Below are 14217 nucleotides of genomic sequence, written 5' to 3' on the forward strand. Positions count from 1 at the left end.
GTGCCAGCTTTTTCATCTCGGTTTCCAGCGTATCCAAACGTTTTTTGGAAGCTTCATCCGATTCTTTCTGCAACGCCACACGTTCAATTTTCAGCTGAATTAACCGTCTTTCAAGACGGTCCAGTACTTCAGGTTTGGAATCGATTTCCATCCGAATACGACTGGCAGCTTCATCGATCAGATCAATGGCTTTATCCGGCAAATTTCTGTCGGTGATATAACGATGCGATAAGTTGGCTGCAGCCACAATAGCCGGATCAGTGATTTCCACACCATGATGCACTTCATAACGCTCACTTAAGCCGCGCAAGATTGCGATGGTCGATTCGACACTGGTTCGCCCACCAGCACTTTCTGAAAACGGCGCTCAAGCGCAGCATCTTTTTCAACATATTGGCGGTATTCATCCAATGTTGTGGCGCCGATGCAATGCAATTCGCCTCGTGCCAGAGCAGGTTTAAGCATATTGCCAGCATCCATCGCACCTTCGGCTTTGCCAGCCCCTACCATGGTATGAATTTCATCGATAAACAGGATGATTTGCCCTTCCTGTTTAGACAGATCATTCAGCACTGCTTTTAAGCGTTCTTCAAACTCGCCTCGGAATTTGGCACCGGCAATCAATGAGCCCATATCCAAAGCCAAAACGCGTTTGTTTTTCATGCCTTCAGGCACTTCACCATTGACTATTCGTTGTGCGAGGCCTTCCACAATCGCTGTTTTACCGACACCCGGTTCACCAATCAACACTGGATTGTTTTTGGTACGGCGTTGCAAAACTTGTATGGTGCGGCGAATTTCATCATCCCGACCAATCACCGGATCCAGCTTGCCGCTCTCGGCACGAGCAGTCAGATCAATAGTGTATTTTTCCAGCGCCTGACGTTGTTCTTCTGCATTTTGATCAGTCACGCGTTCGCCCCCTCGAATTTTTTCAATCACGTTATTAATATTGGTTTTGTTAGCGCCATGTTTACGCAATAACTCACCAGTCTGATTTTTATCTTCAACCGCCGCCAGTATCAATAACTCACTGGAAATAAACTGATCCTGACGTTGTTGGGCCAATTTATCAGTTTGATTTAACAGACGACTTAAATCAGCAGAAATGCGAATATCGCCATTCCCGCCTTCCACTTGGGGAAAACGATTTAGCTGTGCTTCAAGATCGGCTTGATAGGCAGGCAAGTTGACACCACTTTGCGCCAGCAAAGGTTTAACGGTGCCACCTTGCTGATTCAATAACGCCAATAATAAATGTGCGGGTTCTATGACCTGATGATCGCGGCCGACAGCAAGACTTTGTGCTGCTCCTAGGGCTTCCTGGAATTTGCTGGTGAGTTTATCGATTTGCATCGTAATATCCCTGTAAAAAATATGTTAATTACAAAATGGGGGGTGCCGAATGGAAATCAAGAGAGAGTTTGAAGAAAAAATTATTTTGATAAAAACATTAAGTTATTGAAAATAGTTTAATTCTTTAAAAAGACTACGCTATGTTTAATTTTTTTTGATGCCTGCCGGGGTCTCAATTGCTGAACTGATATCTTGCAGACATTGGAGCATTGTTTCGGTAGAGCAATGCAATGCAGGACTCATCGTCAACTGTACTCTGCTGGGGACAAATGGTGCAGTAAAAACCTTGCCTTGAGCGGTGACACCATCAATTCTAACTGGAAACACTGGCGCTGATGACCAGCTTGCCAATCGGCCGACACCACCTTTGATTTTTCTGGGGGGATCACTATCCAGATGAATTTTACCGTGAGGAAACAGCGCAATAATTTCGCCTTGCTGCAAAGCTCGCAGTGCTTGCCTTAATGCTTGTTCCGGGCGGCCAGTACGATCAACCGGAATGCAGCCGGCTTTTTTAAACAGCCAGTGAACAATTGGCCGCTCATATTCTTCTCGTGCAATCAAAAAGCGTAATGGTCGTGTGCTGGCCGAAATTAGTAACAGCGGATCGACGCCTGAAACATGGTTGGCAACCACAATAGCCGGGCCAGTTTCGGGTAAAGCGATTTTCTGCTCCGGTAAACGATGGATATAACGACATATCAGCCGCGTCCAACCGTCCAACCAGTTAACGGATGGCCCGCCCCAATCTGCTTTGGCATTTTGCAGTCCAATGAACCAAATAACGACTGCGATAAAAATGACTATTGTGAGATAGACGATCATTCCACCTCAAACGGTGCTGGGTCGCCCATACCGACGCGAACAACTTCAGGAAGATCATTCACAAACTCGATAACGGTTGTCGGTTCATGTCCACAGGCACCACCATCAATTATCAAATCAACGTGTTTGCCTAATTGATCGGCTATCTCATCGGCTTCAGTCATCGGCATGTTCTCGCCTGGTAGAATCAGGGTTGAACTCATCAACGGTTCATTCAATTCTTCCAATAATGCCAAAGCGATATTGTTGACCGGTATTCGTAGGCCGATGGTCTTGCGTTTTGGATGTTGTAATCTGCGTGGCACTTCTTTGGTGGCGGGTAGTACAAATGTATAAGGGCCCGGGGTATGGGCTTTAATCAACCGAAATACCGCATTGTTAAACTTGGCGTAAACCGCCAGCTCGGATAAATCACGACACACCAGTGTGAAATTGTGATCATCATCCAGTTGCCGCAAACGGCGAATCCGATCCATCGCCGCTTTATCACCCAAATGACATCCCAAGGCATAGCCAGAGTCCGTCGGATAAACCACTAAACCGCCTTTCATGATGATCTGACAGGCTTGTTTAATTAAACGCTGCTGCGGATTATCGGGATGAATTTGAAAATACTGGCTCATGTAAAACCTTCGTTAGTTCTCTAAATAGTGTTCAGATATAGCATAGTCGAATGAATATGCCTGTTTCACTGCCATAAAGACCATACCGGTTTGCATGAAGCGGGCAGTGGCAGAAAACGACCCAGTTCACTCCAGCTTTGATCCGGACCATGGAAATCCGAGCCGCAGGATGCCAGCAAATCATATTGTTTGGCGAGCGCCGCGACGTTTCTTAATTGATCTGGATGTTGATGTCCGGAGCTGACTTCAATGGCTTGCCCGCCAGCGGTTTTAAAATCCTCAATCAGCCGGCGCAGCTTAGTTGCCGTCATTTTATAACGTAATGGATGAGCAATAACCGCTTGTCCTCCGGCTTCGGTTATCCATTGCACTGCTGAGGATAAATCGGTCCAGCTGCCCGGCACATAGCCCGGTTTGCCTCGAACCAGAAAACGTTTGAAAACGTCTTTGGTATCGGCGGCATGACCCTGTTCAACCAGAAATTGCGCAAAATGCATGCGTCCCAACATGGTCTTAGAGGCATATTGAGCAGCGCCTTCTAAGGCACCTGGAATACCGGATTTTTCCAAGCGTTGCGCAATTTGTTCGGCCCGTTGCTGCCGATAATCTCGAATATCAGCTAAGCCGCTTTGCAATTTAGGGTTATCAATATCGATGTTCAGTCCAACGATATGAACAGTACTGCTATACCAGGTAACCGAAATTTCCACCCCTGGAATAAGTGTTATCGGTTGTCCCTCAGCAGCTTGCAGGGCAGCGTTTATGCCCTCCGTACCATCGTGATCAGTTAGTGCCAATACATCAACACCTTGCTGAACAGCTCGTTCAACAAGGGCTTGAGGTGACAAAGCGCCATCAGAGGCGGTGGAGTGGCAATGCAGGTCATAGTGCGTCATGGTGTTGATTTTACGTTAGAATGTGCCATCTCTGTAATAACTGAAATTAAAGATGAAACTATTTACCGATTTCTTGCCCATTATTTTATTTTTCATTGCCTATAAATTTGGTGGCGGCATCTATCATTGGAATGGTCAGGAATACGACATCGCCGGCATTTATGTCGCCACGGCGGTAATGATGGTGGCAACGTTGATTCAGGTTATCTGGAGTCAGTTGCGCCACGGCAAGGTTGAGCGGCAACACATGATTACATTAATTCTGGTCATCGTACTCGGTGGAGCTACTATCTGGTTACAAAATCCTGAATTCGTGATGTGGAAACCGACTGCAGTGAACTGGCTGTTTGCCCTCGCCTTTCTCGGTGCCAGAGTATTTACTGATAAAACCTTGCTGGAGCGTTTAATGGCAGCCCATCTGCAATTGCCAACTGCCGTCTGGTCACGACTCAATACGGTGTGGATTCTGTTTTTTGTGTTTTCGGGTTTTCTGAATATTTATATCGCTTATAACTACTCAGAAGAAACTTGGGTCAATTTCAAATTGTTTGGCTCGTTAATTATTACAGTGGTATTTATTGCCGGACAGGCCCTGTATTTGTCCCGCCATATTAAGGACAACAGCGATTCTAAGGATGCTCCTTGATGTTGTACGCCATTATCAGCGAAGACAAACCTGATAGCCTGCAACGAAGACTGGCTGCCAGACCGGCTCATCTTGCCCGCTTGCAGCAATTGCAAAATGAAGGTCGTTTAGTGTTGGCCGGCCCACATCCCGCAATTGATAGTGAAGATCCAGGCGCAGCAGGTTTCACCGGCAGTTTAGTTATCGCAGAATTTGACGACTGGCACAGCGCCCAAACCTGGGCTGACGCTGATCCGTACATCGAAGCAGATGTCTATGCCAAAGTCACCGTTAAACCATTCCGTAAAGTATTGCCATGAGTTCAGCAACCCAACAAAAACTGGAGCAAGCTTTACAGCAATTGCACCCAACCCAGTTAGACATTACCGATGACAGTCATTTACATGCAGGACACGCGGGAAACACCGGTGGTGGTCATTTCAGCGTGTTTATTGTCAGTGAAGTTTTTGCTGGACTGTCTCCAATTAAACGGCACCGACTGGTTTACCAGGCCGCAGCCGAGCTATTGCCCTCAGCTATTCATGCGCTGAGCATTCAAGCCAAAACACCTGAAGAACTGAATTAATCAGGACGATGGCAACGGAAAGCAGCAAAAATCAAAATCAACTCTTTCTAGCCCAGCTGGAACGTCAACGATTACAAAAACCCTGTCAACGCATTATCGATTTACGCGGCAAGGTTTCTGGCGAATGCCAGCCTTATGAATTCGGTGATCTGACCCACTATCTGGATGATCGTAATTATCTGATCCTCAAACAGCTGGTTGAGCGCATGAATGGAAGTTACACAGTGGTGTTTACGAGGCCTTGCTGCAAACTGTTCGCCAGTTTCAACAACAATCACAACAAGCCCCTAACACAGCTACAGACGACAATAGCCTGTTACTTCTCAGGTTGGATCAGCCGGTAAGACGTCAGGCCCAACGGGTGTTACTCACTCTTCCAGTCACTATTGAAACTGCTCAGTTAAGTTACCATGCAATGACATTGGATATCAGTGCTGACGCCATTCGTGTCAGTATGAAACAAGCATCGACACTGGAAAAAAACGATACCGTTCAGGTCAGTTTTGAGCACTTCCCAAATGCCCATAATACAGAACCCACCAAAATAGCCTTTGATATCACGCGGCTGGATCATGATGAACAACGTACCTTTATTGTGTTGCGTTTCAATGATTCGGTGAGCGATGACATCCGTCAGGCCTGGCAAAACTGGTTAAGTAACCAGACGCAACGTAGTCCGGCAGAATTAAATAACGAAATTCTCAACCTGACGCAAAATTGTTTGTTACGGCTTTATAGTCGGCAAATTCCCAGCCTGCTGTGCTGGATTGGCGAACAACAGCAAAAAACCATCGTAACCGCTGTGCATAGCAGTACTGTTTGTGATCAGATTTTTACCAGTGCTCCCAACTTACTTAAGAACATCAAAACGCTGCTGGCACGGATAGAACAAACTCTTGTAACTAGCGGCATCTTGGCTCTACATAAAGATCGTTTGCAGATAATCTCGGCTGACGAATTAAGCCGTTTGAAGCAGCATTGGCCATGGCCAGCCAAAACAAAGTTGTGGCAGTTCACTGTCACAGCGTTAGAGGTGGACGAGACACATTACCACCCGCATCTAGATAGTATTGCTCAGGTCGATCCGCGTGTTGCGGATGACTTCTCGCGTAAGCTCTCGCGACTAAAATCGTTGCTGGTCATTACCGACATTACAGCCTGTTTACAACAGTTGAGCGATGATGAGATCACGTTTGATGCTGATAATGCAACCGAGCGATCTGCGGCAAACTATGAGTTACCACCTCTTAGCTCAATAAAAACCTTTATAAGACGCCAACAAAGTCGTTACACCGTACTTACCCCAGTTGCGTTGTTTATCAATGGCCAGGAATATGTCACGCAAACGAATGAGGTATCGATTAATGGTCTCTCATTATCCGTCAACGCGGATTTACTGGTATCTGTTGGCAGTCGAGCCACATTGCATTTCACTCGCTGGCAAAATCAGCGACCGTTGCTGAATTTACGCAGTGTGCCTTATGAGGTGAAACGGGTGCAAAAGTTTGCCGAGCAAACAGAGCTGGGGTTGCAGCGAATGGTCAGTCAATGCCCGTTAGCATTGAATCAGTTTTTTGAAAAAGCCATTTCCACCAATCAACATTCATTGGCACGTCGAGAAGACGATTTGCTACAAATGCAATACAGTCGGGTTTACCTGGATCTGTTGAGTCACACGCCGCTCAATACGGCCTTGTTTTTCGGTTTGGACAATCAGCAAAAACGTGTTCTGCAGGCTGTGGCTGGCCACTCCCAGATCATCGATCAAACGGATAATAAACTGTGGCAGGCGATTTCTAACGCCATATCGCGTATTACGCTGCAGTTAAAAACGCTCAATACCGACAATCTGGTGACGCATTCGATGGGTTTGTACTGTTATCGATCCCAACAGCAACCCTGGCAGATTATCTGTGAACATGAGTTGCAATCAAAAGAAGCAAAAAACCTGTTATTACACAGGCTTTTCAATGCAGATCATCATTATGTTTTTCATTGTCAGTTGATAAACAGCAAAACAGATTGGCTGCATGACGAACAAGATTTGACGCAGCAGATCAATGCATTGCGCAGCCACAGCGCGCACCGGATAAAAAACCTGCGGCAGATGTTGTTTTCAATATTTGCTGTGGCCTACATGACCGATATTACGGCACTGATTCGCGATAGCCATAAGCCTTAGGGTCTGTTTACGCCGCCACCATCATTTTATCGATCCACACTGAACCGCTGCGGATATTGCTGCGTAAATCCACATCATTCGCCACGGCTTGAATGCCTTTGAACATATCCTGCAATTGTCCAGCAATAGTGAACTCATCAATGGCGTATTGGATCTCACCATTTTCAACCCAGAAACCGGCCGCACCTTGCGAGTAGTCACCGTTCACAATATTGACACCCATGCCCATGGTTTCAGTGACAATCACGCCGCGGTCCATCGCTTTCAGCATGTCTTTGAACGACAAATCATTACTATCCACCGTGAGGTTATGCACCCCGCCAGCATTTGCCGTGGTAGTCATATTGAGACGTCGGGCGGAATAGCTGTCCAACACATAACCTTGCAAAATACCGTCACGAATAATGTCACGATTTTGTGTGGCAACACCTTCAGCATCAAAGGCTGAACTGCCCAAGGCTTTTAATAGATGTGGCTGTTCGTGGATATGCATAAACTCCGGAAAAATCTGCTCACCGAGTTTATCCAGCAGAAAACTGGATTTACGATACAACGCACTACCGCGAATCCCGCCCACTAATTGGCCAAACAAAGAAGAGGCAATTTCAGCTGCAAAAATCACCGGATATTGTCCGGTTTCAATTTCACGAGCATTCAAACGTTTGAGGGTTTGCTCCGCGGCTTTACGGCCAATCGACACTGCTGCAGCCAAATCCTTGCTATCCCGAGCCACGTCATACCAGTAATCACGCTGCATACCGTTTTCATCTCGGGCAATCAAGGTGCAGGATAAACTGTGACGACTGGACTGCGTCTGACCGATAAAGCCATGACTGTTGGCATAAATACGTTGACCTTCATGCGAGGAAACACTGGCCCCTTCTGAATTGCTGATCAATGGATCAAAATCCCGTCCTGCCTGCTCACATTCCATCGCCAGGGCAATCGCCTGCTCCGGTGATAATTCCCAAGGATAATACAACTGTAAATCCGGAAATGTCGTAGCCATTAATGCTGCATCGGCTAAGCCGGCGTATTTGTCTTCCTGGGTATGTTTGGCAATACTGCATGCCATAGCTACAGTTTCGTGGATGGCTTCTGGTCGCAAATCTGAGGTACTGGCAGAAGCTTTGCTTTGGCCCAGATAGACGGTGACTCCGAGGCCAGTATCTTTGTTGTGCTCCAGCGTTTCAATTTCCGCCTGGCGAACATTTACCGATAAGCCGACACTTTGACTGATGCCCACTTCAGCAGCGGTCGCGCCCAGCTTTTTAGCCGCATCCAGCGCCTGTTGCGCTGCATCTTTTAATACTGATGCGTCAAGAATACTCATATGATCAAATTTACCTCTTCGATGTTTTTTCCATGCATTTGGAAACCACGCATTTCCAGCACGCCACGGGTGTTTAAAGAAATTATCAGATACAAAGCTTGCGGATAATCCGCCACATCTTCATCAATCACTGAAGGTAAAGCCGGTGCATCTGGATGGGAATGATAAATAGCGAATAATTCCTGATTGCGTTCTTTCATCTCTTTCAATGCCGCCAACTGTTCACTGGCATTGAGGGCAAACAGCACGCTGGCATCCGTTTTGACACTTTCTATTGGATAACACATACAGCGCTGACCATGACGGCCAATCAATCCGGAAACTTGCTGCTTAGGTGAAAGTTGTGCCTGATGTAACAGATCATTCACTAAAGTACGCGGTAAACGTATGGTCGTTGTAACTGTCATTTAGTTATTCTCTTTATCGTGACATACCGGGCAAGCCGGATCTTGTTTTAACTTTATTTCCCGTATCTGCATTGATAAGGCATCGACTATCAGCAATCGACCATTAAGTGACGTGCCGGTTTGGGCGAGCAATTTGAGTGTTTCAATTGCCTGTATCGATCCCATCATGCCCAGCAATGGTGAGAGCACCCCACTCTCAGCACAACTCTGTTGAATATCACCGCCATTGTCGTCGTATAAACAACGATAACATGGTGCGTCAGCATATCGAGCATCATACACAGAAATTTGTCCTTCCCAACGGATGGCAGCAGCTGAAACCAGCGGTGTTCTGGTTTTTTTACTGACCCGGTTGAGCAGAAACCGGCTACTGAAATTGTCAGTGCAATCCACTATGACATCGGCCAAAACAGCCTGCTCAGTCAACTCCAGTTCACCTAAACGATGATCGATTGTCTCAACCTTAATGGTGTCGTTCAAACTTTCTAAAGTGGCTGCAGCTGAACTGGTTTTGGTGTTTCCAACTGATGTTTGTCTATGCACAATCTGCCGCTGCAGATTGGTCAGCTCAACTATATCGTCATCTACCAGCACCAGATGACCAACGCCTGCAGCGGCGAGATACAAAGCTACTGGCGATCCCAAGCCACCCAGACCAATCACCAATACACGACTTTCCAACACCCGTTGTTGACCGGTGATATCAAAGTCAGGCAAAAGAATATGGCGACTGTAACGCAGCAATTGATCATCATTCATATGCAGTATGTTACCTGAATTCGGGACTTGCCGAACTAGCCGCGCTGACCGATCACAACACGATCTTGTTGCCCGTAATCCTGATAGGCCTGGATATCGGTAAAGCCGTTTTGCTGAAATATTGCCTGAACCTCTACAGATTGATCGTAGCCGTGTTCAACCATTAACCAGCCCTGAGAATTTAGTATGTCTGCGGATTGGCGAACCAGTTGCTGGATATCCTGCAGACCATCCTCTCCTGAGGCTAATGCGGTCAAAGGCTCAAATCGAAGATCGCCACTGGTTAAATGCGGATCATCCGCTCGGATGTAGGGTGGATTAGAAACGATCAGATCAAAGGATTCAGGCTGAAAAGCTTCCAACCACTGGGCACGAACAAAATGCACCTCCAACTGATTCTTTTCGGCATTGTGTTTTGCCATGGTCAAGGCTTCAGCCGAATAATCTGTTGCCAGCATCCAAATATCTTTGCATTCGGCTTTAATCGCTAAGGCAATCGCCCCACTACCGGTTCCAAGATCAGCGACGCGCATTCCCGGCTGGATTTTTTCCAGAGCCAATGACACTAGCAATTCGGTGTCAGGACGCGGTATTAAAGTATGTTGATTTACTTCAATATCCAACGACCAAAAGCCGCGCGTACCCGTTAAATAGGCAACAGGCAATCCTTGCTGACGTTGCTCAATCAGCGAAACAAATTGTTGCTGTTGCTCTGTAGACAGCGTTTTTTCAGGTGAAGTGATTAAAGCGAGCGGCTGACAATCCAGCACATGGCATAAAAGGGCTTCACTATCAGCGCGTAGCGATGGGCTGGCAATCAGTTGTATTCTGGCCCATTGCAACGCTTCAAAAATAGTCATACCTAGGCTAAGCCGTCTTCAGCATAGACAGATCAAAATAAATTGATTTGTAACAGCGCAAATATTCCTGCTGCCAGAGCCACCATCACTAATGCCCCTTTCATCCGTTGACGTTTAACCAGTTGAGCCTGCATCAGTTGCAGTTGCGCCAATTCTTCGTGAAGCGTTTCCATCATTGGCGTTTCGGTATTGGAAAGAGAGGTAAGTTGCTCAGTAATTAATGCCTCTATTTGCGGCTGTAAGGCCGACATCAATTGTTGCTGAATAAGCTGTTGCTGATCAGATAACCATCGCGCGGTTTGTGATGATACTTGTTGTTGCCAGTGATTGGACTGATTCAGGTTTTGCATCGCCGTTTCAGCAGCGTCAGCAGCTTTTTCGGATAATACCGTCTGCATTTGTGCCGCTTGTGTTGCTAGTTGTTGCTCAACCTTGTGCTGAATACCTGCAGTGAGTTGTTCTGTTAACTGTGTGGAAAGTTGTTCTGCCAGCCCATTAAGTCTTTCATCCATCAAATGACGACTAACATTTTCGGCAATGCGCTGACTTATTTTTTCTGCTGAGTGCTGCGATTGTTGCAACCACGCTGGTAATAACTGTTGCTCTACTTCGGCGATGACTTCATCGAGGCTTGGTGCTGGAAGTGTTTCACTAAACGAAGATAATTCTTCTGCTGGTTGGATTATCTCTAATGCAGCTTCTACAGGAGAAATCAGATCATTAAGAATGCTTTGTAACTGCTGGGCTTCTGGTGGTTTGGACAATAAGGCCAATACACCGCTTTCATGCGCTGACAGCTTATCGGCTTCACTGTCGTTACTGGTGCACAGAACAACCGGAATAGATTGCCAACGTGAATCATTTTTAATCTGACGAGTGGCAGTAAGACCATCCATACCCGGCATCATTAAATCCATAAAGATGATGAGCGGTAGCTGATCGGTGTTATGCAACCATGCCAATGCCTCATCGGCGCTGCCCTGCTCCACCACCTCAAATCCGGAGGATTGCAACAATTTGCATAACATCATGCGGGCGACACGTGAATCATCAATAACCAGTGCAAGTTTGTTTGTCATACCCTCTTCCTTTGATGACTTAACTGTAACGGTGCGGATCCAACTGGATCGACTTCACCCGTTTTCCCAACATGACGACTTCACCACGATAACGCTGTTGCATATCACTGGCAAACTCAAAAAAATAAGTACGTTCAAATTGCATTCTGCCGTTTGCGCCCCGTTTCAGGCGGATTTTTTGCCAGGCAACCGTATCATTGAGAAAGCTCACTCCCATTGACTGGCAATATTGACTGGCTACCCGGTTGGCATGTTCCGCGACACCGCGACTGTCCCACCAGATCCAGCCAATTAACGCCAGAATTATTAATACAATGGTACTGTCATTCATCCGATATCTCCCCAGCCAGCTTGCACCATGGCTAATGCCGCTGCAGAAGCGGTTTCAGTTCTTAATATTCTGGGCCCAAGACTGATACCGGTAAATCCGTCATCAATTGCTTGTTGAACTTCCGCATCACTTAAGCCCCCTTCAGGGCCAATCAATAAAGCAATCTGGCTGGCTTTTTTCACGCTGGAAAATCCCTGAACAGCTTCTGGGTCCAGCACCAATTTGCAGTCATCATTGACCTCAGCCAAAGCCGTATCCAAAGTGGTGATCGGCAATAATTCAGGCAGAAAACTGCGGCCACTCTGCTCACAAGCGCTTACAACCACACCTTGCCAGTGATTTAATCTTTTCTCAGCACGGTCACCCGAAAGCTGCACATTACAGCGCTCGGTAATGACCGGCATGATACGTTTTACGCCAAGCTCAACGGCTTTTTGTATGGCGTAATCCATACGTTCGCCACGTGATATACCCTGCATTAACAGAATATCCAACGGTGATTCGTTATCTATGTTGATTTGTTGCTGCAAGTTGACGGTTGCCTGACGTTTATCGACTTGTTCCAGCTGAGCCTGATATTCCAGACCTTGACCGTCGAACAAGGTCAAAAACGCACCGGGCTTCATGCGAAGTACCTGCACGGCATGTCGAAACACTTCTTCTGGTAACACCATGGGTGATGCACTGGGCGCCAAAGTCGCGCAATAAAACCTGGGAACACGCATAAAATAGCTTCAACTGACAATAATGAATCAGCAGTTTACAGACTGCACCGCAGAGTTTGAATAATATTGCGTAAATGGCTGATATACTTTTTTACCATGGATACCGAGCTCGCCAAACTGCAACAATGCCTGACTGACACTGTTCAGTTGCATTTAATGCCATTATTCAAAACTGTCAGTCGTCAATATAAGCACGATGGCAGTATCGTCACCGTCGCAGACAAATTGATGCAACAAACCATCACTGAGGTGTTAAAGCTGGATTTTCCGGACATAAAACTGCTTGGCGAGGAGATGTCTGCAGACGAACAAGCAGAATTACTTGCCAGTAACAACTCCTTATGGTGTTTGGATCCGATTGATGGCACCAGTAATTTTGCCTCCGGCATGCCTTTCTTTTCCATTTCCCTGGCGTTAATTGAAAATGGTGAAGTCACCCTTGGACTGGTTTATGACCCCGTGATGAAAGAGTGCTTTGCGGCCAAAAAAGGCGCGGGGGCATGGCTCAATGGCCAACCATTAAAAGCCGAAATTTCTGGACTTACGCTGAATCAGACCTTGGCCATTATTGATTTCAAACGTTTACCCAAATCCCTTTCTCAAAGGCTGGTTGACGAAAAACCTTATGGTTCGCAACGCAGTTTGGGCTCAATCGCCCTCGAACTCTGCTGGCTTGCTGCAGGACGCGCGCAACTGTATCTGCATGGTCGGCAACAAATGTGGGATTACGCTGCGGCGCAGCTTATTGTTAAAGAAGCAGGTGCTTTTGCCTGTACCTTAGATAATGAAGCAGTATTCAGTCGCAGTTTAAGCCCTCGCTCAACCTGTGCCGCCAGCGATGAAAATCTGTTTGCCGCCTGGCGTGATTACCTGCATGTACCTCGATGTGATGGCTGAAACATTTCTCTCGGTAAACTGGCCTGCTCCCAAACACATTAAAGCGTTAACTACGACGCGAAACGGTGGCTACAGCATAGCGCCATATGAATCGCTTAATTTAGGCGATCATGTTGGCGATGATCCAGATTGTGTGGCCGCCAATCGGCAAAGATTAATTGAAACCGCTTTGCTGCCAACCGAGCCGTTATGGCTAAAGCAAACCCACAGCACGGATGTTATCCATTCAAGTCAATGGCGACACGATATTGAAGCCGATGCGATTGTCAGTGACTCAACCAACAAAGTTTGTGCAGTGATGACAGCAGATTGTCTGCCGTTATTAATAACCGATAAGTCGGGGACTCAGGTGGCTGCAATCCATGCAGGCTGGCGTGGCCTGCAAGCTGGAATTATTGAAAATACTCTAGCCAAATTTGCCACTCATCTTTCTGAGATTCTAGTCTGGCTGGGACCGGCCATTGGGCCACAAGCTTTCGAAGTTGGTCCGGAAGTTAAAGCCGCATTCGTCGCGGTAGATCCTGCAGCTGAGTCCGCTTTTACAAAAGCACATTCAGATCGTTATTTAGCCGATATCTATCAGCTGGCCAGACAACGCCTTAATGCGCAGGGTGTAACTGGAATTTATGGTGGTGACTATTGCACCTTTAACGAAACACAACGTTTTTTCTCATTTCGCCGTGATGGTGTGACCGGCCGAATGGCAACACTAATATGGATTGAGGCCGAATAA

The 14217-nt window shown here is 46.7% G+C and carries 16 protein-coding genes and 1 pseudogene; 6 read left to right on the plus strand and 11 right to left on the minus strand.

Annotated features, from left to right (window positions below; all coding sequences use genetic code 11):
- The 4 genes and pseudogenes from E8Q33_RS10820 to E8Q33_RS10835 all read right to left on the minus strand — a co-directional run.
- Positions 1 to 1356: pseudogene (locus tag E8Q33_RS10820) on the minus strand (Clp protease N-terminal domain-containing protein); the annotation flags it as partial.
- A 144-nt stretch (positions 1357 to 1500) separates the two neighbouring features.
- Positions 1501 to 2181, minus strand: coding sequence for a lysophospholipid acyltransferase family protein (locus E8Q33_RS10825; RefSeq protein ID WP_136554722.1), 681 nt, complete (start codon positions 2179 to 2181; stop codon positions 1501 to 1503).
- The gene (locus E8Q33_RS10830; RefSeq protein WP_069296460.1) at positions 2178 to 2804 is read right to left on the minus strand and encodes an L-threonylcarbamoyladenylate synthase; all 627 of its coding nucleotides are present in this window, start codon (positions 2802 to 2804) and stop codon (positions 2178 to 2180) included. The genes E8Q33_RS10825 and E8Q33_RS10830 overlap by 4 nt, the downstream gene beginning before the upstream one ends.
- Positions 2805 to 2869: 65 nt before the next feature.
- Positions 2870 to 3700: a PHP domain-containing protein gene (locus E8Q33_RS10835; RefSeq protein WP_136554724.1), complete on the minus strand. Its 831-nt coding sequence runs from the start codon at positions 3698 to 3700 to the stop codon at positions 2870 to 2872.
- A 52-nt stretch (positions 3701 to 3752) separates the two neighbouring features.
- Between E8Q33_RS10835 and E8Q33_RS10840 the strand changes: the two genes are divergently transcribed.
- The 4 genes from E8Q33_RS10840 (at position 3753) to E8Q33_RS10855 (ending at position 7093) form a co-directional block, all read left to right on the plus strand.
- Entirely contained in the window at positions 3753 to 4346 is a 594-nt protein-coding gene (locus E8Q33_RS10840) for a septation protein A (protein WP_136554725.1), read from the plus strand.
- Positions 4346 to 4645, plus strand: coding sequence for a YciI family protein (locus E8Q33_RS10845; protein ID WP_136554727.1), 300 nt, complete (start codon positions 4346 to 4348; stop codon positions 4643 to 4645). Before E8Q33_RS10840 ends, E8Q33_RS10845 begins: the two co-directional genes overlap by 1 nt.
- Positions 4642 to 4911 carry a BolA family transcriptional regulator gene (locus E8Q33_RS10850; RefSeq protein WP_136554729.1) on the plus strand — a complete coding sequence of 90 codons (270 nt, stop codon included), beginning with the start codon at positions 4642 to 4644 and terminating at the stop codon, positions 4909 to 4911. Before E8Q33_RS10845 ends, E8Q33_RS10850 begins: the two co-directional genes overlap by 4 nt.
- Before the next feature lie 241 nt (positions 4912 to 5152).
- Positions 5153 to 7093: a PilZ domain-containing protein gene (locus E8Q33_RS10855; RefSeq protein WP_136554731.1), complete on the plus strand. Its 1941-nt coding sequence runs from the start codon at positions 5153 to 5155 to the stop codon at positions 7091 to 7093.
- A 7-nt stretch (positions 7094 to 7100) separates the two neighbouring features.
- Here the strand turns inward: E8Q33_RS10855 and pmbA are convergent, their stop codons facing one another.
- Genes pmbA through E8Q33_RS10890 form a run of 7 tightly spaced genes read right to left on the minus strand, consistent with a single transcriptional unit; the run spans position 7101 to position 12587 of the window.
- On the minus strand, positions 7101 to 8426 hold the full coding sequence (pmbA, locus tag E8Q33_RS10860) for a metalloprotease PmbA (RefSeq protein ID WP_136554733.1): 1326 nt from the start codon (positions 8424 to 8426) through the stop codon (positions 7101 to 7103).
- On the minus strand, positions 8423 to 8833 hold the full coding sequence (locus tag E8Q33_RS10865; RefSeq protein WP_069296467.1) for a Mov34/MPN/PAD-1 family protein: 411 nt from the start codon (positions 8831 to 8833) through the stop codon (positions 8423 to 8425). The genes pmbA and E8Q33_RS10865 overlap by 4 nt, the downstream gene beginning before the upstream one ends.
- Entirely contained in the window at positions 8834 to 9592 is a 759-nt protein-coding gene (locus E8Q33_RS10870; protein ID WP_136554735.1) for a molybdopterin-synthase adenylyltransferase MoeB, read from the minus strand.
- A gap of 35 nt (positions 9593 to 9627) precedes the next feature.
- A complete protein-coding gene (gene prmC / locus E8Q33_RS10875; protein WP_136554737.1) occupies positions 9628 to 10452 on the minus strand; it encodes a peptide chain release factor N(5)-glutamine methyltransferase in 825 nt (274 codons plus the stop codon).
- A gap of 32 nt (positions 10453 to 10484) precedes the next feature.
- Positions 10485 to 11531: a response regulator gene (locus tag E8Q33_RS10880; protein ID WP_136554739.1), complete on the minus strand. Its 1047-nt coding sequence runs from the start codon at positions 11529 to 11531 to the stop codon at positions 10485 to 10487.
- 19 nt (positions 11532 to 11550) lie between these two features.
- Positions 11551 to 11862, minus strand: a complete 312-nt coding sequence (locus E8Q33_RS10885; RefSeq protein WP_136554741.1) for a DUF3301 domain-containing protein — start codon at positions 11860 to 11862, stop codon at positions 11551 to 11553.
- The gene (locus E8Q33_RS10890; RefSeq protein ID WP_136554742.1) at positions 11859 to 12587 is read right to left on the minus strand and encodes a 16S rRNA (uracil(1498)-N(3))-methyltransferase; all 729 of its coding nucleotides are present in this window, start codon (positions 12585 to 12587) and stop codon (positions 11859 to 11861) included. The genes E8Q33_RS10885 and E8Q33_RS10890 overlap by 4 nt, the downstream gene beginning before the upstream one ends.
- 96 nt (positions 12588 to 12683) lie before the next feature.
- On the opposite strand from E8Q33_RS10890, the gene E8Q33_RS10895 reads away from it, so the two are divergent.
- Positions 12684 to 13484: an inositol monophosphatase gene (locus E8Q33_RS10895; protein ID WP_136554744.1), complete on the plus strand. Its 801-nt coding sequence runs from the start codon at positions 12684 to 12686 to the stop codon at positions 13482 to 13484.
- Positions 13462 to 14217 carry a peptidoglycan editing factor PgeF gene (pgeF, locus tag E8Q33_RS10900; RefSeq protein ID WP_136554746.1) on the plus strand — a complete coding sequence of 252 codons (756 nt, stop codon included), beginning with the start codon at positions 13462 to 13464 and terminating at the stop codon, positions 14215 to 14217. The genes E8Q33_RS10895 and pgeF overlap by 23 nt, the downstream gene beginning before the upstream one ends.

The sequence above is a fragment of the Methylophaga sp. SB9B genome, assembly GCF_004832235.1.
GTDB classification, from domain to species: Bacteria; Pseudomonadota; Gammaproteobacteria; order Nitrosococcales; family Methylophagaceae; genus Methylophaga; species Methylophaga muralis.

Coding starts and splice junctions, on each gene's coding strand:
- E8Q33_RS10825 (WP_136554722.1), bottom strand. CDS start 2,181: ATGATCGTCTATCTCACAATAGTCATTTTTATCGCAGTCGTTATTTGG.
- E8Q33_RS10830 (WP_069296460.1), bottom strand. CDS start 2,804: ATGAGCCAGTATTTTCAAATTCATCCCGATAATCCGCAGCAGCGTTTA.
- E8Q33_RS10835 (WP_136554724.1), bottom strand. CDS start 3,700: ATGACGCACTATGACCTGCATTGCCACTCCACCGCCTCTGATGGCGCT.
- E8Q33_RS10840 (WP_136554725.1), top strand. CDS start 3,753: ATGAAACTATTTACCGATTTCTTGCCCATTATTTTATTTTTCATTGCC.
- E8Q33_RS10845 (WP_136554727.1), top strand. CDS start 4,346: ATGTTGTACGCCATTATCAGCGAAGACAAACCTGATAGCCTGCAACGA.
- E8Q33_RS10850 (WP_136554729.1), top strand. CDS start 4,642: ATGAGTTCAGCAACCCAACAAAAACTGGAGCAAGCTTTACAGCAATTG.
- pmbA (WP_136554733.1), bottom strand. CDS start 8,426: ATGAGTATTCTTGACGCATCAGTATTAAAAGATGCAGCGCAACAGGCG.
- E8Q33_RS10865 (WP_069296467.1), bottom strand. CDS start 8,833: ATGACAGTTACAACGACCATACGTTTACCGCGTACTTTAGTGAATGAT.
- E8Q33_RS10870 (WP_136554735.1), bottom strand. CDS start 9,592: ATGAATGATGATCAATTGCTGCGTTACAGTCGCCATATTCTTTTGCCT.
- prmC (WP_136554737.1), bottom strand. CDS start 10,452: ATGACTATTTTTGAAGCGTTGCAATGGGCCAGAATACAACTGATTGCC.
- E8Q33_RS10880 (WP_136554739.1), bottom strand. CDS start 11,531: ATGACAAACAAACTTGCACTGGTTATTGATGATTCACGTGTCGCCCGC.
- E8Q33_RS10885 (WP_136554741.1), bottom strand. CDS start 11,862: ATGAATGACAGTACCATTGTATTAATAATTCTGGCGTTAATTGGCTGG.
- E8Q33_RS10890 (WP_136554742.1), bottom strand. CDS start 12,587: ATGCGTGTTCCCAGGTTTTATTGCGCGACTTTGGCGCCCAGTGCATCA.
- E8Q33_RS10895 (WP_136554744.1), top strand. CDS start 12,684: ATGGATACCGAGCTCGCCAAACTGCAACAATGCCTGACTGACACTGTT.
- pgeF (WP_136554746.1), top strand. CDS start 13,462: ATGTACCTCGATGTGATGGCTGAAACATTTCTCTCGGTAAACTGGCCT.